Origin of the sequence: Kitasatospora paranensis (assembly GCF_039544005.1) — a bacterium.
Taxonomy (GTDB): Bacteria; Actinomycetota; Actinomycetes; order Streptomycetales; family Streptomycetaceae; genus Kitasatospora; species Kitasatospora paranensis.
Map to the genome: position 1 here is coordinate 4,514,334 of NZ_BAABKV010000001.1, position 23,773 is coordinate 4,538,106.

At 73.9% G+C, this 23,773-nt stretch carries 17 protein-coding genes and 4 pseudogenes; 7 read left to right on the forward strand and 14 right to left on the reverse strand.

Annotated elements, in window-relative coordinates; translation table 11 throughout:
• Positions 1-64 precede the first annotated feature (64 nt).
• Positions 65-802 carry a TenA family protein gene (locus ABEB13_RS21805; RefSeq protein WP_345706840.1) on the forward strand — a complete coding sequence of 246 codons (738 nt, stop codon included), beginning with the start codon at positions 65-67 and terminating at the stop codon, positions 800-802.
• On the opposite strand, the gene ABEB13_RS21810 is transcribed toward ABEB13_RS21805, so the two are convergent.
• Positions 789-3,557 (reverse strand): PKD domain-containing protein, encoded by a 2,769-nt coding sequence (locus ABEB13_RS21810; protein ID WP_345706841.1) that lies wholly within the window; start codon positions 3,555-3,557, stop codon positions 789-791. The two genes, ABEB13_RS21805 and ABEB13_RS21810, sit on opposite strands and share 14 nt — an antisense overlap.
• A gap of 275 nt (positions 3,558-3,832) precedes the next feature.
• Between ABEB13_RS21810 and ABEB13_RS21815 the strand changes: the two genes are divergently transcribed.
• Positions 3,833-4,033 carry a DUF5326 family protein gene (locus tag ABEB13_RS21815; RefSeq protein WP_345706842.1) on the forward strand — a complete coding sequence of 67 codons (201 nt, stop codon included), beginning with the start codon at positions 3,833-3,835 and terminating at the stop codon, positions 4,031-4,033.
• 73 nt (positions 4,034-4,106) lie between these two features.
• On the opposite strand, the gene ABEB13_RS21820 is transcribed toward ABEB13_RS21815, so the two are convergent.
• The 7 genes and pseudogenes from ABEB13_RS21820 to ABEB13_RS21850 form a co-directional block, all read right to left on the reverse strand.
• Positions 4,107-6,878 carry a right-handed parallel beta-helix repeat-containing protein gene (locus ABEB13_RS21820; RefSeq protein ID WP_345706843.1) on the reverse strand — a complete coding sequence of 924 codons (2,772 nt, stop codon included), beginning with the start codon at positions 6,876-6,878 and terminating at the stop codon, positions 4,107-4,109.
• A gap of 94 nt (positions 6,879-6,972) precedes the next feature.
• Positions 6,973-7,887 carry an NAD-dependent epimerase/dehydratase family protein gene (locus tag ABEB13_RS21825; RefSeq protein ID WP_345706844.1) on the reverse strand — a complete coding sequence of 305 codons (915 nt, stop codon included), beginning with the start codon at positions 7,885-7,887 and terminating at the stop codon, positions 6,973-6,975.
• Complete coding sequence (locus tag ABEB13_RS21830; protein WP_345709772.1) at positions 7,884-8,933, reverse strand: cytochrome P450 family protein; 1,050 nt, start codon at positions 8,931-8,933, stop codon at positions 7,884-7,886. The genes ABEB13_RS21825 and ABEB13_RS21830 overlap by 4 nt, the downstream gene beginning before the upstream one ends.
• Positions 8,930-10,381, reverse strand: a complete 1,452-nt coding sequence (locus tag ABEB13_RS21835) for an AMP-binding protein (RefSeq protein ID WP_345706845.1) — start codon at positions 10,379-10,381, stop codon at positions 8,930-8,932. The genes ABEB13_RS21830 and ABEB13_RS21835 overlap by 4 nt, the downstream gene beginning before the upstream one ends.
• A 26-nt stretch (positions 10,382-10,407) precedes the next feature.
• The gene (locus ABEB13_RS21840) at positions 10,408-10,821 is read right to left on the reverse strand and encodes a hypothetical protein (RefSeq protein ID WP_345706846.1); all 414 of its coding nucleotides are present in this window, start codon (positions 10,819-10,821) and stop codon (positions 10,408-10,410) included.
• A 179-nt stretch (positions 10,822-11,000) separates the two neighbouring features.
• A pseudogene (locus ABEB13_RS21845) lies at positions 11,001-11,159 on the reverse strand (glycosyltransferase family 2 protein); the annotation flags it as partial.
• A gap of 40 nt (positions 11,160-11,199) precedes the next feature.
• Positions 11,200-12,162: a 3-oxoacyl-ACP synthase III family protein gene (locus tag ABEB13_RS21850; RefSeq protein ID WP_345706847.1), complete on the reverse strand. Its 963-nt coding sequence runs from the start codon at positions 12,160-12,162 to the stop codon at positions 11,200-11,202.
• Between the two features lie 223 nt (positions 12,163-12,385).
• Between ABEB13_RS21850 and ABEB13_RS21855 the strand changes: the two genes are divergently transcribed.
• Positions 12,386-13,069: a VC0807 family protein gene (locus tag ABEB13_RS21855; protein WP_345706848.1), complete on the forward strand. Its 684-nt coding sequence runs from the start codon at positions 12,386-12,388 to the stop codon at positions 13,067-13,069.
• A gap of 73 nt (positions 13,070-13,142) precedes the next feature.
• Here the strand turns inward: ABEB13_RS21855 and ABEB13_RS21860 are convergent.
• Positions 13,143-14,617 (reverse strand): annotated as a pseudogene (locus tag ABEB13_RS21860) (SPFH domain-containing protein).
• A 219-nt stretch (positions 14,618-14,836) separates the two neighbouring features.
• A pseudogene (locus ABEB13_RS21865) lies at positions 14,837-15,039 on the reverse strand (hypothetical protein).
• Between the two features lie 225 nt (positions 15,040-15,264).
• Here ABEB13_RS21865 and thiC point away from each other — a divergent pair.
• Positions 15,265-17,091, forward strand: a complete 1,827-nt coding sequence (gene thiC, locus ABEB13_RS21870; protein ID WP_345706849.1) for a phosphomethylpyrimidine synthase ThiC — start codon at positions 15,265-15,267, stop codon at positions 17,089-17,091.
• Positions 17,092-17,357: 266 nt separating this feature from the next.
• Here thiC and ABEB13_RS21875 read toward each other — a convergent pair.
• Positions 17,358-18,134: pseudogene (locus ABEB13_RS21875) on the reverse strand (DUF2637 domain-containing protein); the annotation flags it as partial.
• 27 nt (positions 18,135-18,161) lie between these two features.
• Entirely contained in the window at positions 18,162-18,401 is a 240-nt protein-coding gene (locus ABEB13_RS21880) for a hypothetical protein (protein ID WP_345706850.1), read from the reverse strand.
• A gap of 436 nt (positions 18,402-18,837) precedes the next feature.
• Here ABEB13_RS21880 and ABEB13_RS21885 point away from each other — a divergent pair, with 436 nt between their 5' ends.
• Complete coding sequence (locus tag ABEB13_RS21885) at positions 18,838-20,352, forward strand: Mu transposase domain-containing protein (RefSeq protein WP_345706851.1); 1,515 nt, start codon at positions 18,838-18,840, stop codon at positions 20,350-20,352.
• A gap of 92 nt (positions 20,353-20,444) precedes the next feature.
• Here ABEB13_RS21885 and ABEB13_RS21890 read toward each other — a convergent pair whose 3' ends face one another.
• Complete coding sequence (locus ABEB13_RS21890) at positions 20,445-20,936, reverse strand: VOC family protein (RefSeq protein WP_345706852.1); 492 nt, start codon at positions 20,934-20,936, stop codon at positions 20,445-20,447.
• A gap of 120 nt (positions 20,937-21,056) precedes the next feature.
• Here ABEB13_RS21890 and ABEB13_RS21895 point away from each other — a divergent pair, with 120 nt between their 5' ends.
• Entirely contained in the window at positions 21,057-21,950 is an 894-nt protein-coding gene (locus ABEB13_RS21895) for a LysR family transcriptional regulator (RefSeq protein ID WP_345706853.1), read from the forward strand.
• Between the two features lie 149 nt (positions 21,951-22,099).
• Positions 22,100-22,828, forward strand: coding sequence for a TSUP family transporter (locus tag ABEB13_RS21900; protein WP_345706854.1), 729 nt, complete (start codon positions 22,100-22,102; stop codon positions 22,826-22,828).
• A 28-nt stretch (positions 22,829-22,856) separates the two neighbouring features.
• Here the strand turns inward: ABEB13_RS21900 and ABEB13_RS21905 are convergent, their stop codons facing one another.
• On the reverse strand, positions 22,857-23,678 hold the full coding sequence (locus ABEB13_RS21905; RefSeq protein ID WP_345706855.1) for a glycerophosphodiester phosphodiesterase: 822 nt from the start codon (positions 23,676-23,678) through the stop codon (positions 22,857-22,859).
• Positions 23,679-23,773: the final 95 nt, after the last annotated feature.

Sequence of the window (23,773 nt, forward strand, 5' to 3'; positions counted from 1 at the left end):
CCGCCGGCGGGCTCCGGGGTAGGGTCGGCCGGACAGCACACCGACTCCGGGGGAGAGACAAGCCGTGTCCCTGACCGACGAGCTCTGGGCGGCGATCGAGCCGGTCTACGACGAGATCCTGGCGCACCCGTTCCTCGCCGGGCTGACGGACGGCACGCTGCCGCGGCAGGCCTTCCGGCACTTCGTCGTCCAGGACTCGCACTACCTGCGGGACTACGCGCGGGCGCTGGCCGTCTGCGCGGCCAAGGCGCCGGGCGAGGCCGAGGTGCGGGCCTTCGCCGACGACGCCGTCGGGGCGATCGCCGCCGAGCAGGGCATGCACGCCGAGTTCCTCACCGCCTTCGGCGACACCGCCGAACAGGCCGCCGCCGAGCCGGTCATGCCCACCACCCGCGCGTACACCAGCTACCTGCTGGCCACCGTCTACGGCGGGTCGTTCGCCGAGGCCGTCGCCGCGGTGCTGCCCTGCTACTGGATCTACGCCCGGGTCGGCGAGCGGCTGCTGGCCGCGTCCTCCCCGAGCCGCTGTACGCGAAGTGGATCGCCACCTACGGCGACGAGCAGTTCCAGGCCGTGGTGCGGCGCGTCCTCGACCTCACCGACCGGCTCGGGGAGGAGATCTCCCCGCCGAACGCCGGCGGATGGTCGAGCACTTCACCACCACCTCGAAGTACGAGTGGATGTTCTGGGACGCCGCCTGGCGCGGCGAGACCTGGCCGGTCTGATCCCGGCACGGCGAGGGCCCGGCACCCCTGGTGGGGGCCGGGCCCTCGTGCGTCCTGCTCCGGTCAGCCGTTGGTGAACCAGCCGAACAGATCGGCGAACACGTGGGTGCTGCCACCGAAGTTGTAGACGTCGGCCGCGCCGTCGGACCCGAGGCGGGTGATCACGTGGTTCGGAACCGTCGCGCCCGCGGCGAAGTTGAGGTTCGACGTCCCCGGACGGTCGGTGCCGTCCGGCCACACCGTGAGGTAGCCGGGCGCGGTCGGCCTGGTCGCCGTCACGTTCAGCACAGCGGCGGTGGCGTCCGCCGGGACGCCGTGCGCGCCGCCGATCTGCAGGCCGAGCTGCCCGCCGCCGGACACCGGAAGCTGCCGGCCGTCGTACCGGGTGTCGGCGAGCCGGACGGGCACCGTCGGGGTGAACACGCCCTTGCTGCCGGGGCTGTAGTAGCCGAAGACGTCCACCACGACCCGGGTGGTGCCGCCGAAGTTGTACACGTCGATCGAGCCGTCCGCCCCGATCGGCACGATCGCCTGGTTGGCCACGGTCTGCCGGGCGTCGAAGTTGAGGTTGGAGACGGTCGGCAGTGCGATCCCGTGCGGGTAGGCGGTCAGGAAGCCGCTGCCGGTGGTCCGGTCCGCGGTCAGGTTGACCACGACCGCCGTAGCGTCGGCGGGCACGCCCGCGGTGCCGGCGACCTTGAGGGTCCGGGTCGTCCCGTGCGTCATCGACGCGTCGGACAGCCGGGACGGTCCCGCCGGGCTGAACTTCTGCCCGGCGTTGGGCTGGTAGTACCCGACGAAGTCGACGATCACGTCGGTCCGGCCGAGGAAGTTGAACAGCTGCACCGTGCCGTCCGCACCGACCGGGACAGTCACCAGGTTGGCGACCGTCTGGCCCGCACGCACGTTCAGGTGGGAGACCTTCGGACGGTCCTGCCCGCTCGGGAACAGGGTCAGATAGGTGTCCGAGGTGGCCTTGGTCGCGGTGACGTTGAGGACCACGGCGGAGGGACTGCTGGAGGTGGCCGGCTTCCTCGCGTCGGGGTAGCCGTCGGAGACCCGCAGCTGCATCGACTGGCCGCCGTGCAGCCCGTCCACGGCCTTCCGGGTGTCGACCAGCCGGAACGGCGTCACAGGTGTGTACTCGCTCGCCGCGTAGGCCGCGTGGAAGACGGCCGACGAGGACGCGGTGCGGCCCTTGACGTCCATCGCGGTGACGGTGACGGTGTAGTCGCCGGGCGCCCGGTAGGTGTGCGTGGGCATCGGCAGGCTGAAGGAGTCGGTGACGAAGCCGTCGCCGAAGTCGTAGGTGTACCCGGCGACCGGCCACGGCGATGCCGGCACGTCCGCGTCCACGAGTACCGACAGGGGCTGGATGTGCGTCATCGGGCTGGTGTCGTTGGGCAGGTAGGGCGAGAGGGTGAGCACCGGCGCCGGGACGGGCCCGGGCGTGGTCACCTTGATGGCCACCGGTGAACTGACCACGCTGACCCCCGCGCCGTTGACCGCGGTGACGGTCGCCTTGCAGTCGCAGGCCGCGGTGTAGACGTGGGTGGCGCGGGTGCTGTCCGTGGTGACGACCGTGCCGTCACCGAAGTCGAAGCGGTACGTCAGCCCCTTGGGCCAGGTGTCCACGGCGCGGGCGTCCGCCGTGACCGTGGTGCCGTACGGTGCCTGCTTCGTGTCCAGGCTCATGTCGACGCCGGACAGGGAGTCCTGCGTCTCGTAGGCCCCGCGGTCCAGGTAGCCGACGCCGGTACCGGTGTTGGCGATCTGCGGATCGTCGGTGGGGCCATTGCCGGCGGCGTCGGTGTCGAGGACACCGGGCGCCGAGGCGTCGGCGGAGTCGATGAGGAGAGCGTCCTCGTCGTACGTGTGACCCGTCGACGGCATCACGAGGTCGTGACCGCCCTGCCCGGTGCCGGCCAGGAGGCCGGCCGGGTCGGCGTACGCGGTCCCGGCCCATGAGTAAGGGACGTAACCGGGCTGCTGCTGGACCAGGTTGTAGTCCGCCCGGCTGCCGCTGACGGCCGAGGCGGCCACCGAGATCAGCGGGCGGTACCCGGCGGTGCAGGTTGTCGGCGGATAGACGCTGACGACGTTGTTGAAGACGTTGACGCCGGCGGAGTCACCGGAGACCGCGAACGCCGGGCTGCAACGCCACGGCAGGGTGTTGTTGGTCAGGGTGGTGTGCGGCGCGTCCACCACCGTGACCGCACCCGGTGTGTCGCCCGCGTCGAAGCGGTCCCGGCCGAGCAGCGTGCCGGTGGCCCCGCCCTCGACCCTGACCGCAGAAGCGTCCGCGGTGCCCAGGGCCACGGACCGGATGTAGGCGACGTCATGGCTCGCGCCGCCGATCACCATCGCGGGTCGTCCGCCCTGGGAGGTGGTTCTGACCCGGTCGAGAGTGATCCGGTCGGAGCCGGTGATCGATGCACCACCCACCATGGTCAGGCCTTGGACCGCGATGTCGTGGACGCCGTCGATCACCAGGGTGGGTTTGGCTGCGTCGGGTCCCTTGGCATAGCCGCTCGTGCCGGTGTCCCGAATGGTGATCGGACGGCCCGGCTCGCCGGAGCGGTTGACCACCACCTGCTCGTTGTAGGCGCCGGGTGCGACGTTGACCGTCTGGCCCGGCTGCGCCACGGCGACGGCCGCCGAGATCGTGCAGTAGGGCTGCTCCGCGGTGCCGGTGCCCGCGTCGGAGCACCCGGCGCCGGCGGCCTTGTTCACGTACAGGGTGGTGGCCGTTTCGGCCACGGCCGGGGTGGCGAGCCCCATCAGGCCGGTCAGGCAGGCGACTGTCAGGCCGGCGGCGCGATTGATGCGCACGGGCGTACCCCCCAAGGGCATTCTGCCGGTTGAGCACGGCGATGATGATCGCGTGCGGAGCAGCACCCTACTGGGTGCCGGGAGCGGCTTCACAGGGGGCGGTCGTCGGATGTCGGGGTTTCCCCGGCGGTCGCCTCGGGGTGATCTCCGGGTTCTCTCCGGGGCGCTGGGCCTCGTTTCGGCCTGGCCGCCGTCCTACGATCGAAGTGTCGGAAATTGAACGGGATGCGGCGGGCGAGACCGGCGCCGAGCCCGAGGGGAGAGAAGGAACAGACATGGCCGAGCTCTGGAAGTCGCTGCCCTCGTGGGTGCGCAACATCGTCGTCCCGATCCTGGTGCTGATCCTGGCGTGGAACCTGCTCTGGTTCGTCGTCGGTGTCGTGGGGGCCCTGCTGGGATTCCTGCTGAAGGTCCTGCTCGTGGTGGGCATCGGTGCCGGTGTGGTGATCCTGGTGAAGAAGGCCGCCAAGAGCTGACGGGGACGCCGACGGGCCCCGGCCACCCGCGTGAAGCGGGGGCCGGGGCCCGTCGGCGTGCCGGGATGCCCGCTCAGCCGTTGGTGAACCAGCCGGCCAGGTCGGCCACCACGTCCGTGCGTCCGGCGAAGTTGAGCACGTCGATCGCGCCGTTCGCCCCGAGCGGGGTGATGGCGTGGTTGGGCACCACGCGGTTCGGCACGGTGTTCAGGTTGGAGGTGCCCGTCCACGGGGTGCCGTCGGGCCAGACGCTGAGCCACCCGTCGGCGGTGGCGGTGGCGGCCGTCAGGTTCAGGACGGCGGCCGTGGCACCGGCCGGGACGCCGTGCGTGCCGGCGACCGGCAGGACGAGCCGGCCGCCGCCACCGAGGGTGGTCTTCGGGGTGTCGTACCGGGTGTCCTTCAGCCGGACGGGCACGGTCGGCGTGAACAGGCCCTTCCCGTCCGGGCTGTAGTAGCCGAAGACATCGGCGACGACATGGGTGTTGCCGTTGCTGTAGAGGTCGATCCGTCCGTCCGGGCCGATCGGGACGATCACCTGGTTGGCGACCGTCTGCCCCTGCTCGAAGTTGAGGCTGGAGGTCGTCGGGCGGTCCGTGCCGCTCGGCCAGACGGTCAGGAAGCCGCCCGAATCCGCCTTCGCCGCCGTCACGTTGAGAACCACCGCGGTGGCCGAGGCCGGGACGCCGGCCTTGCCGGACACCTGGACGGGCAGGGTGGCACCGGAGGTGACCCGGGTCCCGGTCTTCCGGGTGTCGAGCAGCCGGGCGGGCGCCGCGGCGGTGAACTTCGCCCCGATGCCCGGGTGGTAGTAGCCGACGACGTCGACCACGACGTGGACGAGCCCGCGCTGGTTGAAGACCTCGACCGTGCCCGAGGGACCGATCGGCACGGTCACGAGGTTGGCGACCGGCTTGCCGGCCCGGACGTTCAGGCTGGACGTGGTGGGGCGGGGCTGGCGCGACGGCCAGACAGTGAGGTACGTGTCGGTCGTGGCGTCCACGGCGGTGATGTTGAGGACCATGGCCGACACGCCGCCCGGTACCGGCGGTGAGATCTCGGACGATCGCCAGCACGAACAGACCGACATGCTGACCCCACCCGGGAGGGCGGTGTCGTTGCGGCGGGTGTCGATCAGGCGGAAGGGCGTGATCGGCAGGTAGCCGGAGGTCGTGTACTGCACGCGGACGGGACGGCTCACGGTGGCGCTGCGGCCCGTCGTGTCGGTTGCCGTGACGGTGACCGTGTAGTCGCCCGGCAGGGCGTAGGCGTGCTGGGAGGTGTCGGTGTACCGCTCCTCGACCGTCCCGTCGCCGAAGTCGTACACCCACTTCGCGACCCGCCAGGGGCTCACCGTGGCGGACGCGTCGGCCTGCACGGTGAGGGGCACCAGCTCGTTCGTGGTGTCCGCGTGGTCGGGGACCAGGGACGTGACGGTCAGGGCGGGCACCAGGGGGCCGGGCTCGGTGGACTTGATGGTCACAGCCCGGCTGACGACGTGACTCGCGGCGCTCGCCGCGGTCACCGTGGCGGTGCAGGTGCAGGGCCCGGTGTAGGTGTGGCTCACGGACGCGGATGTGCCGGTCACCTGCGGACTGCCGTCGCCGAAGTCGAAGGTGTAGGCGAGGGAATCCGGCCACTGGTTGTTGGCCTTCGCCGTGGCCTGGACGGTGAGCGGGTAGGGGCCCTGATCGGTGTCGGTGGTGAGGCCCACACCGAACAGGTTGTCCTCGACTTCGACGGCTCCGCGGTCGATGTGCCCGATGCCGGTGTCCGGGACCAGGGTGTCGTCCGCCGTGGGATTGTCCATGAGGTCGAGGGTGGGCACGCCGGTCGCGGTGGCGTCCCCGCTGTCGATGGCGGGAGACCCTTCGGCGGGGACGTAGGCGGTGCCCCAGATCTTGGGGTCCGTCACCAGATCATGGCTGCCCTGGCCGCTGGCGTTCGTGAAGTCGGTGCGGGTCGGCTGGGCGACGCCCTTCCAGCTGTACGGCGTGACGCCGGGGGCCAGCAGGTTGTAGTCCACCCGGGTGCCGTCGGAGGCCTCGGAGGCGACTGCTATCTGCGCGGCAGGGGACGCGACGGTGCAGCTCCCGGTGGTCGGGTCCTTCATCGCGGTCGTGAGGTTGTTGACCACCGACGAGCCGGTCGACTCGCCGCGCAGGTCGATGCCGGGTGCGCAGCTGTTCCAGACGGAGTTGTTCACCACCGCGGTCTGCGGGGCGCCGTTCACGGCGATGGCCGGGCCGGTCTTGCCGGTGAGCTCGTTCCGGGCGAGGACGGTGCCGCGGGCCCCGCCCTCGACCGAGATGCCGATGGCGCCTGCGGACTCCACCATGTTCGCGCGGGCCGTCACATCCGTGCTGGCCCCGGTGATCCGCAGGGCTGCGCCGGACTGCGGATCGGTCGCGCGGGCATGGATGCCCTCGATGCCGATCCGGGTCGAGCCCTCCACCCGGATTCCGGCGTCGGTGCCGGCGACGGTCCCTCGCCGCAGCAGCACGTCGTGGGCGCCGGAGACCACGACGGCCGGGCCGGTCTCGTTGACGACCCAGACGTTCCGGAAGACGATGGGGTGATCCGGGGTGCCGGAGGACGTGATGCGCACGCTCTCGTGGTGGATGCCCTGGACCAGGACGGTCTGGCCGGGAAGGGCCGCCGCGGCGGCCGTGTTGACGCTGCAGTAGGGCTGCGCCTGAGTCCCGCTGCCCGCGTCGGAACAGCCGGCGGAGGGAGTGCCCACATAGAGCGTGGCGGCCTGTTCGGCAGCCGCGTTCGGGGCGGGCAGGCCGAGGACGGCGGTGAGGCCCGCGGCCAGGACGGCGGCGGACTGGCGTATGCGCATGATGGTCGGTCATCCCCAGGAAGGTCAGTGGACCCGGCGGCGGTGGTCCGCTCGTGCACGGGCAGGGGGATTCTGTCGGGTGGCATGCGAAGTGTCACGCGATTTCCGGCGACTTTGCCCGAACGTGATCATTCGGTCCGTCAGATGTCGAGCCCAGGTACCGACACGGCAGGAATCCCTGGGTGGCGGCCTTCGTGGTGTCCAGCACCACCGGGCGCGCGAGTTGGTCCACTGCGTACGGGGTCAGGCCGGGCACCAGCCCGTGCCGGGCGGCGAACTCGGCTGCTCCCAACGGGACATGGCCGATCCGGACACGGATGCCGTGGGCGGTGAGCACGGTGCGGACGGCAGCGTCGCGCCGGTAGGGCGAGGTGTCGGCGATGTTGTACGCGCCGGGCGGCCAGCCGGTGGCGGCCAGGCAGGCGTCGGAGAGGTTCTGCACGGCGGTCAGGCTGAGCGGGACGTCCGGGCCGGGCAGCAGGAGCAGGCCGTGGCGGACCCGGGCGAGCAGTGCGGGCAGCAGGTGCGGGTCGCCCGGCCCGTACACGGCGCGCGGTCGGAGCACGACCGCGCCGGCCTCGACGGCGATCCGGTCGGCGGCGGCCTTGCTGCGGCCGTACGCGTTGCGGTGACCGTCGGCCGTGGGGTGGTCCTCGCGGACCAGGGTGCGGTCGATGCGCGGGTCGTAGACGCTGGCGCTGGAGACGACCACCACCGGGCGGCCGGCGGCCGCCTCCAGCAGCCGGGCCGTGCCGTCCACGTTGACGGCGACCTGCTCGGCCTCGGCCGGGGATCCCGGCGGGTGGTCGCCGACCGCGGCGGCGCAGTGTACGACCAGGTCGGCGCCGCGCAGGTCGGGCGCGGCACCGGCGGCGTCCCACCGCACGTGGCGGCCGACCGGCCCGGGCCGGCGGCCGACGCAGAGCACGTCGGCGCCGCTCGCGGCGGCAGCCCGGGCCACGTACGAGCCGCAGAACCCGCCGGCGCCGGTGACGGCGATCGTGGTCATTGCGGGTCGGCCCTTCTGACGAGAAGGGTCGCGTAGCCGGGCAGGGCGGCCCTGCGGTCCACGGACGCCCGCACGACGACCGGCCGGTGCGGGGCCAGTGCGTCGAGGAAGTCGGTGAGTTGGGCCCGGGCCAGACCGGCGCCCGGGCAGGCGTGCGGGCCGGCGCCGAAGACCGCCTGGGCGGCCTGCCGTCCGGCGGGCGCGGTGCGGTGGGCGCCGGCCGCGTGCCGGGCGACCAGGACGAGCCGGTCCCCGCGCCGGATCGGACGGCCGTCGACGACGGCATCGGCGCCGGCCACCCGGGGCAGGAGCGGTGAGGCAGCGGTCAACCGCAGCAGTTCGGAGGCGAGTTCGGGACCCGTCCGGTCCCAGAGACCGGCCCGGGCGCACCAGGCCGCGGCGCGCGGCAGGGCGGCCAGCGTGGTGTTGACCGCGGCGACCGCGAGCATGGCGTCCCGTGCTTGTGGCACCAGGGAGTTGAGCCGGTCGGCCGCCTCGGTGCGTGGCCGGCGGGGCAGCCCGGGCAGGTGCTCGCGGGCGGCTTCGGCGGCGGCCCCGGTGCAGGCACGGGCCAGTCGGAGCGGTTCGGCGTCGGAGCCGGTGAGGGCGGCCGCGGTGGCTCCCGCCAGCTCCCGTACGACGTCCACCAGGTCGACGGTGCCGGGGAGTTCGGTGAGCCGGGCGGTCAGGACGGCCTGCCAGTGCGGGCGCAGCCGGGCAACCCCGTCGGTGCCGAGCAGGTCGGCGACCTCGCGGCGGGCCGTCCGGTGCTCCCCGGCGTCCTGGTCGAAGAGCAGGGTGCCGCCGGTGCGCCGGGCCGCGGCGCCACCGGTGGTGCCCTCGGCGGTGCGGTCCAGGGGGACTCGGGTGAGCACCTCCCGGTACGCCTCGGCGTCGTGCACCAGCACGGTGGAGCCGAGCCGGACGAGCGGGCGCCGCCGGGTGGCCGCGAGCAGTGCGAACAGCACCGGGTGGCTGTGCAGGTAGACCCGCCGGTCCAGCCGCCGGGCCGCCCGGTGGGTGCGGGCCGCGGTGTCGTCGGTCATCGGGCGAGCTCCCGGGCGCAGAACCGGGCGGCCGCCGCCCGGTCGGGTTTGCGGGAGCGTCCGGCCAGCGGCACCTCGCCGAGCAGGACGGCGTCCGGCCGGGCGCTGCCCATCCGGGCCAGCGGCCGTTCCAGATCGGCCCGCAGCCGGCGGCGGTCGGCGCCTCGGCGGGGCTGGACGAGGGCGACCAGCCGTTCGTCGCCGTCCCCGGCGGGGATGCCGACCAGGACGGCGAGTTCGACCTCGGGCAGGTGCAGGCCGGGCTCGTACAGGCCCGGATAGATGTTCTCGGCGCGCCGCAGCACCATGTCCTTGCAGCGGCCGGCCAGCACGATCCGCCCGTCGGCGTCGAGGCCGGCCCGGTCGCCGGTGCGCACCCACGGGTCGGGGTGTTCGCCGAGGTAGCGGTCGCGGGCGGTGGCGGAGGCCAGCAGCAGTTCGCCGCCGTCGGCGAGCCGGGTGCGGACGCCGGGCAGGGGACGGCCCAGCAGGTCGCCCTCGCCGGTGAAGGCGGACTTCTCCGCCTCCTCGACGGCCGCGGCCGGAAACAGCTCGGTGAGCGCGTACACGCCCCAGGCCTCCGTGGCCCCGGCCCGTTTGACCCGGCGCAGCAGTTCGGCCGGGGCAGGTGCGGAGCCCGTCCAGACCCGGCCGGTGAACCTGTCCACCGTCCGCAGCTGCGGCGGCGTCAGGTACGTCTCGGCGGGTGCCAGCCGGCGGATCTGCCGGGACAGCACCCGGGTCGCCCGGGCGGGCAGGGCGACGGTGGCGCCGGCCGCCAGCGCGGGCACGAGGACGAAGAAGGTGCCGCCGAGGACGGCGTCGCCGGCCTGCGGCCGGACCAGGGCGCGGACGGCGCGCAGCCCGGCGGCGACCGAGTCGCGGGTGTGCACCACGGCCCGCGGCGCCGAGGTGGTGCCCGAGGTGAAGACGATCACCGCGTCGCCGTCCCCGTCGTGCGGAGCCGGGGCCCGTCCGCCGGTGCGCAGGGCGGGCGCGCAGCCGGGGTGGCGCGGGCCCACCGTGGCGACCGGGCCGAGCGCGTCGAGCCTGGGCAGTTCGAGCCGGGCCCGCCGGGCGAGCGGCCGGGCCCAGCCGGCCACCGCCTGGGCGGCGGCGTCGGCCACGACCAGGGCGGGCGGGGCCAGCCGGAGCCGGGCGAGCAGCACGTCGGGGCCGGCGGCGGGGTCGAGGACGGCGGCCCGCAGTCCGAGCCGGTGTGCGGCGATCATCAGGGCGAGCGCCCGCGGGCCGGGCCGGACGGCGACCCCGAGGGTGTCCCCGGCGGCCAGCCCGTGGCCGTGGTGCAGGGCCGCGGCGTACCGGTCGGCGAGGTCGGCGAGGTCGCCGCAGCGGGCGCGGACCCGGACGGCGCCGCTGCGGGTGCAGCCGAGCACGGCGGGCCGTTCGGCGCCCTCCCGGAGCACTCGGGCGAGGTGGTCGAGCACGGTCTCTCCTAGTCCGCGGGGTGCGGTCAGCGCGGGTCGACGCCGCGGCCGCCGCTGCCGCGTTCGAGGTACCAGCGGGCGGTGCCGAGGACGCCGTAGGCGCGGATCCGGCGGGTGGAGTTCTGGACCACCATGTCGCGGCGGTGCACGATGGCCGTGGTGTGGCGGCGGACGCGGTTGATGAAGGTCCGGTCGGTGGGTGAGGGCCGGCGCGGCATGCCGCCCACGGCCTCGTACAGCGCCGCGGTGATCGCCATGTTGTTGCCCGCGTGCATCCGGTAGGGCACCAGGTAGCCGTGCCGGCGGCGGTGCGCGGGGCGGATCCGGCCGAAGAGGGCGCCGAGGACGACGAGGGCGCGGAACACCCGCCGGCCGAGCGGCCCGTGCTCGTCGTGCCGGGCCTCGATGTGCCCGCAGACCAGGCCGCGGGAGGCGAGCATCCCGGCCCGGGCGGCGGCCGTCCAGCCGGGCGCGGGCAGGCAGTCGGCGTCGGTGCGGGCGAGGAGTTCGGCGCCGTGCGCGATGGCGTGCCGGAAGCCGGTGTCGATCGCGCAGCCGACCCCTTCTCGTGCTCCACCAGCACGTGCACGGGGAAGGGCGCGCCGACGGCGAAGGCCCGGACCAGGCCGGCGGTGCGGTCGGTGGAGCCGTTGTCCACCACCAGCAGGGTGAAGTCGGTGTCGTGCTGGGCGGCGAGCGCCCGGAGGGTGCCGCCGATCCGGTCCTCCTCCTGGTACGCCGGGACGACCACCCAGAGCCGGCTCACGTGACCTCCCACACCATCGTCATCAGGCTGACCCCACCGCCGAGGCCGACCATCAGCACCCGCTCCCCGGGCCCAGTTCGTCCTGGATCCGGTCCAGCTGCACGCCGATCGTGGCGCTGGCGATGTTGCCGAGCTCCGGGACGGTGAGCACCAGCCGGTCGCGGGGCACCCCGGTGAGCTCCACGAAGCGCTCCAGGTAGGGCACCGTCACCTGGTGCACGAGCACCCGGGCGTACGCGTCCCAGCCCAGCCCGGTGCGCGCCGCGACCCGGGTCAGGATGTCGCCGCCGATCTTCTCGAAGACGCCGCGCAACTCCTTGCCGCCGCCGCGGAACCAGCTGTACTCGTCGCCGCGCGGGTGCCGCGACCCGCCGCCCGGGATGCCGCCCACCGCCCAGTGTTCCGAGGCGGTCTCGGTCTCGACGTCGACGATCCCGCCGCGTGCGACCGGCTCGACCACGACGGCCGCGCCGGCGTCCCCGAAGGTGTACCCGGCGAAGCCGTCCCGGAACTCGGCGAGGCCGGCCGGGTCGCGCCGCATCGCGCGGCTCGGCGTCTCCCCGGTCACGACCAGTGCCCGCCGGGCCCGGCCGGCCAGGATCATCGCGCGGGCCGTGTCGATGCCGTTCAGGAAGCTGTTGCACGCGTTGGAGACGTCGAACGCGTGCGCCCGGGAGCCGAGTTCCGCCTGCACCAGGTGGGCGGTGGCCGGTTCGCAGACGTCCCGGGTGGCCGAGGCGTACACCAGCAGGTCGATGTCGGACGGATCGTGGCCGGCCCGGGCGAGGGCCCGGCGGGCGGCGGCCAGCGCCAGCGTCGAGGCGTACTCGCCGTCGGCGGCGAACCGCCGGGTCGCGATGCCGGTGGCCTTCTCGAACATGCCCTCGGGGAGCCGGAGTCCACTGCCCGCGGTGACCTCGTCCTGCAACTGCCGGGAGGTCAGCTCGTGCTCCGGCAGGGCACTGCCGACGCCGGTGATGCCCACGGCGGTGATGCCCGTGGCGCTGGTGCCCACGAGGGGGTGCCCGGATGCGGGCCGGTCAGGCTCATACCCGTCATGCTCCCGCCGCCCGGGCGGCCCGGGCTTGAGTACCCGTACTCAAGCATGACGGGCCGTCGGCCTCAGCCATGACGTCTGTCACGCGGTTTCGTGCACGGGCGACACTGCCGGGCGGCCCCCGTGCGCGGGATCGTTGGGGCAACGGGAGAACGGCACCACCGGACAGGGGAGCGGCACGATGGCCACCATCACCACCAGCGCAGCGATCGAGCGGACCGAGCGGACCGGGCGTGCGGAGTCCGGCCGCGACGCGCTGAAGCCGCTCGTGATCGACGTGGCCGTGCCGCTCGGCACGTACTCTGCGGCCCACGGGCTGCTCGGCCTCGGGCTGGTCGCCTCGCTGACGCTCGGCAGCGCCGTCCCCGCCGTCCGCACCGTGGCCTCCCTGCTGCGGAGCCGCTCGGTCAACGGCCTGGCGCTGCTGATGCTGGTGGTCAACCTGGCCGGCATCGCGCTCTCCGCCCTCACCGGCGACCCCCGGCTGATGCTCGCCAAGGACGGTGCGGTCAGCAGTGTGATCGGTGGCGCGATCATCGTGTCGGCCCTCGTCGGCAGGCCGCTGATGACCGCGGGCATGCGGCCCTTCGTCGTCCGGGGCCAGGCCGCCCGCGCCGCCGCCTGGGACCGGCTGGCCGCCGGATCGGTCGCCTTCCGCCGTCAGGAGCGCGCCTTCTCGCTGGTCTGGGGCACCGTGCTCGTCGCCGAGTGCATCGCCCGGGTGATCGGCGCCTACACCGTCCCGGTGGAGACGATGGTCTGGCTCGGCACCGTCTTCCTGGTGGCCGCGCTCGGCCTCGGTGTCGTGGTCGGCAACGTCTTCGCCGGCCGGATGGCCCGGCAGGTCATCGCCGAGGCCGAGTGACCCGCACCGGCGCCCGCAACGCCGGACGCCCGCCCACCGCAGCAGCGGTGGGCGGGCGTCCGGCGTTGCGGGATCAGTCCTTGGCGTTGTCCTGGACGGGGATCGCCTGGCTGACGACGCGCTGCGCGGTCTGCTCGGCGCCCTCGCCCGCGTCGTTCTGCGGGCTCATCGCGCCGAGCAGCTGCCGGGCCAGGCCGAGGCCCGTGCCGCCCATGGTCAGCGCCTTGGCGAACATCTCGCCCATGCCTTCCGCGCCGTTCAGCAGCACCATGTGCTCGACGTTGCCGAACGCCTCCGCACCGGCCCGGACGATCTCCGGCCAGTTCTCCGCGAGCTGCTGCGCGACCACGGCCTCCTGGTTCTCGGCCAGCGCCGACGCCCGCGCCTTGATCGCCTCGGCCTCGGCGAGACCGAGCGCCCGGGCCGCCTCCGCGGCGGCCAGACCCTTGGCCTCGGCCGCCGCGGCCTCGGCCTGGCCGGTCGCCTTGGTGGCCTCCGCCGACGCCAGACCGCGGGCCCGGGTGGCCTCCGCCTCCGCGTTGGCCGCGATCTTGACCCGGTTCGCCTCGGCGGCCGCCTTCAGCTCGGTCTCCCGGGCGAGCGCCTCCGCGGCCGAGATCCGCGCGTCACGGTCGGCCTGCGCCTTCGTCCGGGTCTCGTAGGCCCGGGCGTCGGCCGGCTTGCGGACGTCCGCCTGGAGCTGCTGCTCCTTGCGGTGCGCCTCCAGCTCGGCGACCTTGGTCTCCTGGACGACGACCTCCTGCCGGGAGGCGGCCTGCGCCAGCGGGCCCGCCTGCATCGCCCGGGCCGTCGCGGTCTCCATCTCGGCCTGGTAACCGGCCTGCTGGATACCGGAGTTGCGGGTCGCCTCGGCCTTGCGGGCGAACGCCTCCTGCTCGGCCTCGGTGGCCCGCCGGTCCGCCTCGGCGGCGGCGATCCGGGCGTCGCGCTGGACGGCCGCGGCGTGCGGCGCGGCCAGGTTCTGGATGTACCCGGTCGGGTCCAGGATCTCCTGGATCTGCAGCGAGTCGATGATCAGGCCGAGCTTCTCCATCTCGCTGCCCGACGCGGCCCGGGTCTCCCCGGTCAGCCGCTCGCGGTCACGGATCATGTCCTCCACGGTCAGCCCGCCGACGATGGAGCGCAGGTGTCCGGCGAAGACGTTGTGGACGCGGTGGCCCATCATCTTCTGCTGGTCGAGGAAACGGCGTGCGGCGTTGGCGATCGACACCGGGTCGTCGCCCACCTTGAAGATCACGACGCCCTTGACGTGCACCGGAATGCCCTGCGACGTCACGCACTCGACGTCCAGGTCGGCCTCGTTGAGGTCCAGCGACAGCTTGCGAACCACCTGGACACCCGGCGTCACCAAGGTGCCGCGCCCGGTGACGATCCGGAATCCGAGGCCGTCGGCGACCCCTCGGAACGGTGCTTGGAGCCGGAGATGATCAGTGCCTCGTTGGGCTCGGCGACCCGCCACATGAGCTTGAACAGCACGATCAGGACGACGATGGCGGCCACGACGGCCCCCGCGATGCCGATGAGCATCGGCTGATTCCCCTTCAGGGCACACCGGTGTTCCGTGGCTGCGCTCTGTTGTGCAGGATGGCGCGGAATCCGGTGGCAGCAGGAGATTCTGCGCCTGTCCCGATCACTTGGGAAGAGCATTTTGTCGAGCCTTTGCTACGTACCCGTCCCGGTCCTGTCACCGGACCCGGCGCGCGTACGGGCACGCGTGCGAGGACGCGCGCGCCACCGGACCCGGCGTCAGCCCAGCGGCGCCACGTACACCGTGCGCGGCGGCTGGTACTCGATCACCACCACCGCCGTCCCGGTGGGCAGTTCGTCCCCGGCACGGCCGGGTACGCCAGGAACGCCTCGGTGCTCCGCCGCTCCGCGACGAACACCATCACCTCGCCGACCAGACCCGGCCCGACCCGGCCGGTCACCCGCCCCGTGCTTCCCACCATGCGACCAGTCTGCCCCCGCCGCCCACTGGCCGGAACCCGTCTGGACCTGCGCAGGGGCTCCCGCTACGGTGTTGACGTCTTGTTGCAGGCAACCGCCTGCGACCAACGGGAGCTCGGAGCACCGGGCTGAGAGGGCGCTGACAGGTCCGCGGGTACGCGAACCGACCGCTGCGCCGACCGCAGGAACCTGACCGGGTAATGCCGGCGTAGGGAGTAAGAGGTCTCATGACCACGTTCGAAGCACAGCCGAAGCCTGCCTCCGGCCAGGGCGCCGCCGGCGTCCGCAGCGCGTCCACCGGCTACCCGGCCCCGGCCTGGCGCAAGGCCTACCGCGAGGGTGGCCGCCCCGATCTGCGCGTCCCCTACCGTGAGGTGCAGCTCACCAACGGCCGGACCGTTCCGCTCTACGACACCTCCGGCCCGTACACCGACCCGGCCTACGAGGCGGACGTCCGGCGCGGCCTGCCGGCGCTCCGCGACCCGTGGATCCGCCAGCGCGGCGACGTCGAGGAGTACGACGGCCGCGAGGCCAGGCCGGAGGACGACGGCATCCGGCACACCGCACCGCGCGGCGGCAACCTGCGCAACCTCGACGCCGTCTTCCCCGGCCGGCCGCGCCGCCCGCTGCGGGCCCGCGACGGCGTGGCCGTCACCCAGCTCGGCTACGCGAAGCGCGGCATCGTCACACCGGAGATGGAGTTCGTCGCCCTCCGGGAGGGCCTGGCACCGGAGTTCGTCCGCGACGAGGTGGCCCGCGGCCGGGCCGTCATCCCGGTCAACGTGAACCACCCCGAGGTCGAGCCGTCGATCATCGGGACGAACTTCCTGGTGAAGATCAACGCCAACATCGGCAACTCGGCGGTCACCTCCTCGATCGAGGAGGAGGTCGAGAAGATGACCTGGGCGACCCGCTGGGGCGCCGACACCGTCATGGACCTCTCGACCGGCCGCAACATCCACACCACCCGCGAGTGGATCCTGCGCAACTCCCCCGTCCCGATCGGCACCGTGCCGCTCTACCAGGCGCTGGAGAAGGTCGACGGCCGGGCCGAGGAGCTCAGCTGGGACGTCTACCGCGACACGATCGTCGAGCAGTGCGAGCAGGGCGTCGACTACATGACCGTGCACGCGGGCGTGCTGCTGCGGTACGTGCCGATGACCGCCCGCCGCAAGACCGGCATCGTCTCCCGCGGCGGCTCGATCATGGCGGCCTGGTGCCTGGCGCACCACCGGGAGAACTTCCTCTACACGAACTTCGAGGAGCTCTGCGACATCCTCGCCGCCTACGACGTCACGTTCTCGCTCGGCGACGGCCTGCGGCCCGGATCCATCGCCGACGCCAACGACGAGGCCCAGTTCGCCGAGCTGCAGACGCTCGGTGAGCTCGGCCGGATCGCCCGCGAGCGCGACGTCCAGGTCATGATCGAGGGACCCGGGCACGTCCCGATGCACAAGATCAAGGAGAACATGGATCTCCAGAAGGAGATCTGCGACGAGGCGCCGTTCTACACGCTCGGCCCGCTCACCACGGACGTCGCCCCCGGCTACGACCACATCACCTCGGGCATCGGCGCGGCGATGATCGCCTGGTGGGGAACGGCGATGCTCTGCTACGTCACGCCCAAGGAGCACCTGGGCCTGCCCAACCGCGACGACGTCAAGACCGGCGTGATCACCTACAAGATCGCCGCCCACGCCGCCGACCTCGCCAAGGGCCACCCCGGAGCCCAGGAGTGGGACGACGCCCTCTCCGACGCCCGCTTCGAGTTCCGCTGGGAGGACCAGTTCAACCTGGCCCTCGACCCGGAGACGGCCCGTGAGTTCCACGACGAGACCCTCCCCGCCGAGCCCGCCAAGACGGCGCACTTCTGCTCCATGTGCGGGCCCAAGTTCTGTTCGATGAAGATCAGTCAGAAGATCCGCGAGGAGCACGGTGACGGCTCGACCGCCGTCCGCTCCGCCGCGGACGAGGAGGCCGAGGCCGGTATGAGGGCCATGTCGGAGGAGTTCGCGGCCCAGGGCAACCGGGTGTACCTGCCGCTGGCCGACTGACAGCGGCCCGTCGACCGCGCTGCTCCGGGAGGTGGAGGGGACTTCCCGGGGCAGCGCTCCGGCGCGGCGGCGGTTCGGGGCCGAGCGGCCGGCTCGCTGTTCCCTGCTCCCGGCGGCGGCCGCAGCGGGTACGGCCTGCGGTCAGCGGGACAGCCGGTGGGAGGCCGGGCGGGACGCGGGCGGGCGTACGCGGTGGCCCGAGGTGAGCGTGAGCTGGCGCACGAGTTGGTGCAGGGAGGCCACGGCGGTGAGCGGGGGAGGCCCGCGACCACGACGTCGGGCATCACATGCGGCTCGTTGGCGATGCAGAGCGCCATGGAGAAGCCGGAGAACAGCACCAGCACCGCCCAGGAGTACACGACGCGGCGTCCCTCCAGCGCGGCGCGCAGGACGGAGAGGCAGCAGGCCAGCCACGGACCGTTGACGATGATCGGCCACAACTGCGACATGCCGTCCGGCAGCCGGGGCGAGGCCACGCCCTGGAGCGGGTCGTAGGAGACCATCCAGCCCACCACGCACACCACGACGAAGGTCGCGGCGGTCAGTGCCACGAAGGTCGCGCTGAGCACCTGCGGCCACTCCACCTGCGCCACCCGTCCCGGCCGCCTCCGCGGGCGTCCGGTCGGACGGGCTCCGGTTCCGGCCCGGGTCGCTGCGTCGCCGGAGTCGCTGGGGTGCGGCGCGAAGACCGGCTCGTGGCTGCGTGGGGCCGGCACCTCGGGGGCCGGGTGGGCGACTCCCGTGCCGGTGGTGGCGGCGCCCGGGTCGGGCCGGCCGTGCGGCTCGTACGGACCGGCCGGCGGAGGCTCCTCCGCGAGGCCGAGGGCAGTGGTGCCGTACCCACTGGTGGCGTACCCAGGGGTGACGTACCCGGCGGTGGCGTACCCGGTGGTGCCGTAACTCGTGGTCCCGTGCACCGTGGTGCCGTACCCGGTGGTGTCGTAAGGGCTTCCGTACGGAGGGGTCCCGTAGGAGGGGAAGAACTCGCCTGTCGGGTCATACACGGTGGGCTCCGTCCGCTCCTCGATGCTTCGCGCGTGCACCCGTCTCCCCGGCCGTCGCTGCGGGGGTCATCCGGCGGCCGGTGTCTGTTCGGTGGTGCACCGAACGGAGAAGTCGTCCTCCAGCAGGCGGATCGTCCGGGCGAAGTCGGCCAGCAGGCGCGAGCAGTGCTCCAGGACCACCCGTTCGCCGTTGCCGTGGAGATAGCCCGTCCGGACGTCGCCGCAGGCATTCACCCGGTCGGGGACGAAGAACCATGCGCCGAGCCTGCACACCGGATCGGTGCCCGGTGCTGATGCCGGCGCCATGGGAAGCTGCGCTGAACTCATGCCCCAACAACGAGGCTTCTCCTGCCGGGGGCCTGCGGCAATCGGGTTCCATTCCATCGTGTTCCCCGGCGGTGCTCGGCGAAATTCCCGGGAGGCCGGGCGGTGTCGTCCGTCCGTCTCCGGAACGCCCTGCCGGGGCGGGTGTCGGATGAGTCGTACCGCCCGTGATGCTCGGCGGAATTCCCGGGGTGGCGCGCGCCACGGGACCTGTCGGCGCACGCCGGGGCCGGTCGGGGGCGGTCCCCGGGAGCAACTCGTCGCCGGGCGTGCTTCACGAAATTACCCGGGGCGCACGGTTGCAGAGAGGAGCCGATTCTCTGTGCCCGGTCGGATCTCCGTGTTAGATTTCCGATTCTTTCGGGTGCCATCAACTGTGCGTCGACACAACTGGAATGACGGTATGTGAGGGGGCTTGGTGCTGACCGAAAAGGAATACCGGGACGTGTGTGCACTGCGCGGTCAGGGATGGTCCGTATCGGCGATCGCCCGGCACCTGGGCCGGGACCGGAAGACCGTGCGGTCCTACCTCGCCGGGGACCGGACGGTGGGAGTGCGCAGGACGGAGCAGGACGGGTTCCTGCGGTACTCCCGCTACTGTCGCCAACGACTGCTCGACGAGCCGCACCTCAGGGCGACCGTGCTGTTCGACGAACTCGTCGAACTGGGCTACCGGGGTGGCTACTCGACCTTCACCCGGGCCCTGCGCAAGTACCGGGTGCGGCCGGCCTGCGAACGCTGCCTCGCGAGCCTCCGCCCGGGTGACGGGCCGGTGTCCGCGCCCTCGGTCGAGGACGTGCGGTTCGACTGGCTGAGCTTCCCCGACCCGCCCGCGGGGTGGGGCTGCCGGAGCCAGGCCCACGTCCTGATGGCCTCCGTCCCGCGGACGGGCCGATGGCGTGCCGTGCTGGCGGAGAGCAGCGAGTTCCCGCAACTCGTCGAGGCCACCGACCGGGTGCTCAGGCATCTGGGCGGCACCGGCGGACGCTGGCTGTTCGACCCGGTGGCGGCTGCCTGCTGCCCCGGCACGGGCCGGGCGACCGCAGCCTTCGCGCGGGTGGCCAGGTACTACGGCGCCGCCGTCGACTGCCGCACCACCCGGGGTGCGGGAGCCCGCCCGGCGGCCGGCGGCCCGGAGGCGATCGCCCGCTTCTGGTGGCGCACGGTGGGCGGCCACACGAGGCTCCAGGCCGCGCAGGACGGTCTCGATCAGCTGGCGCGGTGGACGGACACCGTGCCGGCGCAGCCGGGCGACGCCGGGCCGACCGGCCGCCCGGTCGCCGCGAGCGGGCTGTCCGCCCTGCCGGCCGCACCGTTCCCGGCGCTGATCCGGGCACCGCGCACCGTCACCCGGCACAACCTGGTCGCCTTCCGCGGCAACCTCTACGCCGTCCCCTTCGACCTGGTGGGCGCGCTGGTGGAGGTCCGCTGGCGCCTCGACGAGACGCACCTCTCGATCAGCACGATGCGCGGGGCGGTGATCGCCCGCCACTTCCTCGCACCGCGCGGAGCCGGACTCGTGGTGTGCGGCCGCGGACTCGACATCACCCTGGAACGGCCCGGACGCTCCGTGCCCGCGGGCGCCTGGCCGTGCCGGGAGCGCGACGGCGCCGTGTCCCGTCCGCCGTCCGCGGCCGCCCTGGCCGAGGCCGCCGCCCTGCGCGTCCGGATCCCCGCGCAGGGCCAGGGGAGAGCCCTGCCGCCGCGGGCCGCCAGGCCCGACATCCCTCCTCCCGCCGGGACGGCAGCCCTCCCGCCCGTGCCGGGCGGTCCGAACGTCGCGGTCGAGGTCCGCCGGGCGATCACCGCGATCACGGAGGCCGCGCGGAGCGGGGACGACGGGCGCATCCGGGCACTCCTGGCCGACCTGGCATCGGCGGACACGGCACTCCCGGCCCCGCGCGGCCGGGCCGACCTGCCGCTCGTCGAGTAGGCGGCGACAGCCGTGCCGGCCCGGGGGCGGCGGCCACGTCATGGGCCCGCGCGGACCGGGCTGCTGCGGCAGCCGACCCGGGGCGGTCGAGGTCACGGGCGGGTGGCGGGCCGGTCGTCGGCCGTGTCCTGCGGGTACCAGCGGAGCTCGACGGTGTTGCCGTCCGGGTCCTGGACGTAGAGCGAGATCGCGCTGCCCCGGGCGCCGTAGCGGCGGACGGGGCCCTCCAGGACGGTGAAGAGGCCGGAGTCGACGACCTCCTGCCAGTCCAGCGGTTCCACGGTGAGGCAGATGTGGTCGACGTTGGATGCCCCGCGGTCGCGGGCCACCAGGTCGATGATGGTCTCCGCGGTGACCCGGACGGACGGGAACGGGGCCTCTCCGGCGCGCCACTCGGTGACGCGGACCGGTTCGAGGCCGAGGCGTCCGAGGTAGAAGTCCAGGGCCCGTTCGACGTCCTCGACGTTGAGGACGAGGTGGTCGAAGGCCTTCACCCGGAGCAGCGGGCCGCCGGGGCGGGGCCGGTCCTCCGGGGTGGTCGAGCGTGCCGCGGTGGGGTGGGCCGTGGTGTGCGGGGTGCTCATGGCGGGTTCCTCTGCCGTGGCGGGTCGGGGTGACGACTTCCACGATCCGCCGGGCGGCCGGTGTCATCAAGGCGCGATCGGCATACGATCGTTGAGCAGGATTCAACGACGGGGGCGGACGTGCTGGAACGGCTGGAGACCGAGATCTTCCTGGCCCTGGCCGAGGAGCTGCACTTCGGCCGGACCGCCGAGCGGCTGCGGATCACGACCGGCCGGGTCAGCCAGGTGATCAAGAAGCTGGAGCGCCGGACGGGCGGCGCGCTGTTCGAGCGGACGAGCCGGTCCGTCCGGCTCACCCCGGTCGGTCGGCAGCTGGCCGACGACTTGGCGCCCATGGTCGCCGGGATGGAGGAGGCCCTGCAGCGGGCCGCCGACGCCCACCGCGGTGTCACCGGCGGGCTGCGGGTCGCGTTCCTCGGCGAGGGGACGGCGCCCGTCCTGCTGCGGGCGGTCGCGCTGTTCGGCGAGCGCCACCCCGACTGCCGGGTGGACGTCCGCGAGGTCCAGCTGGCCACCTCCCGGTCGAGCCTGCTGGACGGCTCGGTCGACGTCCTGATCGCCTCGTACCCGTTCGACGGAATGGCCCGCGGCCCCGTCCTGCTGGCGGAGAACCGCGTGCTCGCGGTGGCCGCCGGGCATCCGCTGGCCGGCGCGGAGTCGGTGTCCCTGGAGGTGCTGGCGGACCACCCGGTGGTGCAGTACCCGGCCGTGACCTCCGCGGGTTTCAAGCAGGACCGCACTCCGGACCGGACCCCGTCGGGCCGGCCCGTGACCAGCGGGCCGGTGGGCGGGACATTCTCCGAGATGCTCACGCTGGTCGCGATGGGCCGGGGCGTCCTCCCGGTGGGGGAGCACTCCCGGCGGTACTACCCGCGGCCGGACGTCGCCTACGTGCCGATCCGCGACGCCCCGCCGATCGAACGCGGACCGGTCTGGCTGGAGAGCAACACGACGGCGCGGGTGCGGGCGTTCGTGCAGGCCGCGGCGGACGCCGCCGGGGCGCCGGCGGGCTGACGGGGCCGCGGCGCCGGGTCGCGCCGGGGCGAGCACCGGCCGGCCTGGCCCGGTCCGTGGACGATCGGCCCTTGGCCTGGTTGGGTGGAGGCGTGACGACACGCAGGAGCCGGGACCGATGAGACCCCCGTACCGCCCGGGGGCGGACCGTGAACGGGTGGACGGCCGAGCTGGCGCTGGGCCTGGTCGTGCTGCTGGGGTCGTCGGTGCAGCGGCTGGCGGGGATCGGGTTCGCGCTCGTCGCCGCGCCCGCCCTCGCCCTGATGCTGGGCCCGGCGCAGGGCGTGCTGCTGGCGAACGTCTCGGCGGGCACGATCAGCGCGATCGGGCTCCTCGGCAGCTGGCGGCGGGTCCGGCTGGCGGCCATGCTGCCGCTGGTCGCGGCGGCCGCCTGCACCGTCCCGGCCGGCGCCTGGGTGGCGGCTCGGCTGCCGGTGCCCGCACTGCTGGCCGGCACCGGCGCGGTGGTGACCGCGGCGGTGCTGCTGGTGATGTACGGCGCCCGGCTGCCCTCGCTGCGCGGCGCCCGGGGCGCGCTGGCCGCCGGGGCCGCGAGCGGCTTCATGAACTCCTCGGCCGGGGTCGGCGGCCCCGCGGTCTCGCTGTACGCGCTGAACGCGGGCTGGACCACCCGGGAGTTCGTGCCCAGCGCCCAGTTCTACGGCGTGGTGGTGAACGTCCTCTCGGTCTCCGCGAAGGGCCTGCCCCGGCTGTCCGGGTCGGTCTGGCTGCTGGTCGCGGCCGCCGTCGCGGCGGGGGCGCTGATCGGCGCGGTGCTCGCCGACCGGGTGCCGGAGCGGCGCGCCCGCCGGATCGTCCTGGCGCTCGCCCTCGGCGGTGGTCTCACCACCCTGGTGAAGGGCCTGTCCCAGCTCTGAGCGCCGGGCGCGGCCCGGTGGCGCGGGTTCAGCCGCCCGCGGGGCAGTGCCCCGATGCCCATCTGCGGGCATCGGCGGGGACGTCGGTGATCACCGTGTCGACCCGGCGGTCGGCCGCGGTCTGCCAGGCGCCGGGGTCGTCCAAGGTCCAGGCGTAGACCCGGCGGCCCGCGGCGTGCTCGGCGGCGATCCGCTCGGGGGTGGCGAGGCCGGTGTCCAGGGCGACCGCGTCGAGCGGCAGGCCGCCCGGGTCCTGGACGGTCCCGGCGCCCTGGATCAGGACGAGGGGCAGCGTCGGCGCGGCCCGGTGGGCCTCGCGCAGGTGGTCGGCGTAGAAGGAGTACAGCACCACGTCGGCGCCGGATGCGGCGGCCGCGCGGGCGATCCGCGCGGTGTCCTCGGGGCTGCGCTGCTCCTTGATCTCCATCAGCAGCCGGACACCGGTGCCGGCGATCCGCCGCAGCAGCCCGTCCAGGGTGGGGACGGGCTGCGCCGGCCCGGGGCCGGCCGTGACGTGCAGGGCGGCGACCTGGGCGGCCGTCAGGTCGGCCACGGCGCCGCGGCCGTCGGTGACGCGGTCGACGGTGGCGTCGTGCATGAGGACGGGCACGCCGTCGCGCGTGGTCCGGACGTCGGTCTCCAGCCAGTCGGCGCCGTCGCGGAGCGCCGCCTCGAAGGAGGCCATGGTGTTCTCGGGGGCGCTGCGGGGCGAGCCGCGGTGTCCGGCGACCAGCGGGGCGGTGCAGCGGGCCGTGCCGGTGTCGCCGCCGGTGCTGCCGGCGGGCAGGGCGACGGCGGTGATCAGCAGGGCGGTTCCGGTCACCGTGGCGACCCGCAGGGACGTCCTCATGCCCGGATGATGCGGCGCCCGGCGCGGCCGCCCGGCCGGTGCGGCGGCCGGATGGGCCGCCCGGGTCATGACTTTCCCCCGTCTGGGTGAGGCGC

Excerpts from the sequence above, each read along its gene's own strand:
- ABEB13_RS21815 (WP_345706842.1), top strand. The coding sequence starts at position 3,833 with ATGGCCGAGCTCTGGAAGTCGCTGCCCTCGTGGGTGCGCAACATCGTC.
- ABEB13_RS21820 (WP_345706843.1), bottom strand. The coding sequence starts at position 6,878 with ATGCGCATACGCCAGTCCGCCGCCGTCCTGGCCGCGGGCCTCACCGCC.
- ABEB13_RS21825 (WP_345706844.1), bottom strand. The coding sequence starts at position 7,887 with ATGACCACGATCGCCGTCACCGGCGCCGGCGGGTTCTGCGGCTCGTAC.
- ABEB13_RS21830 (WP_345709772.1), bottom strand. The coding sequence starts at position 8,933 with ATGACCGACGACACCGCGGCCCGCACCCACCGGGCGGCCCGGCGGCTG.
- ABEB13_RS21840 (WP_345706846.1), bottom strand. The coding sequence starts at position 10,821 with ATGCTCGCCTCCCGCGGCCTGGTCTGCGGGCACATCGAGGCCCGGCAC.
- ABEB13_RS21855 (WP_345706848.1), top strand. The coding sequence starts at position 12,386 with ATGGCCACCATCACCACCAGCGCAGCGATCGAGCGGACCGAGCGGACC.
- thiC (WP_345706849.1), top strand. The coding sequence starts at position 15,265 with ATGACCACGTTCGAAGCACAGCCGAAGCCTGCCTCCGGCCAGGGCGCC.
- ABEB13_RS21880 (WP_345706850.1), bottom strand. The coding sequence starts at position 18,401 with ATGGCGCCGGCATCAGCACCGGGCACCGATCCGGTGTGCAGGCTCGGC.
- ABEB13_RS21890 (WP_345706852.1), bottom strand. The coding sequence starts at position 20,936 with ATGAGCACCCCGCACACCACGGCCCACCCCACCGCGGCACGCTCGACC.
- ABEB13_RS21905 (WP_345706855.1), bottom strand. The coding sequence starts at position 23,678 with ATGAGGACGTCCCTGCGGGTCGCCACGGTGACCGGAACCGCCCTGCTG.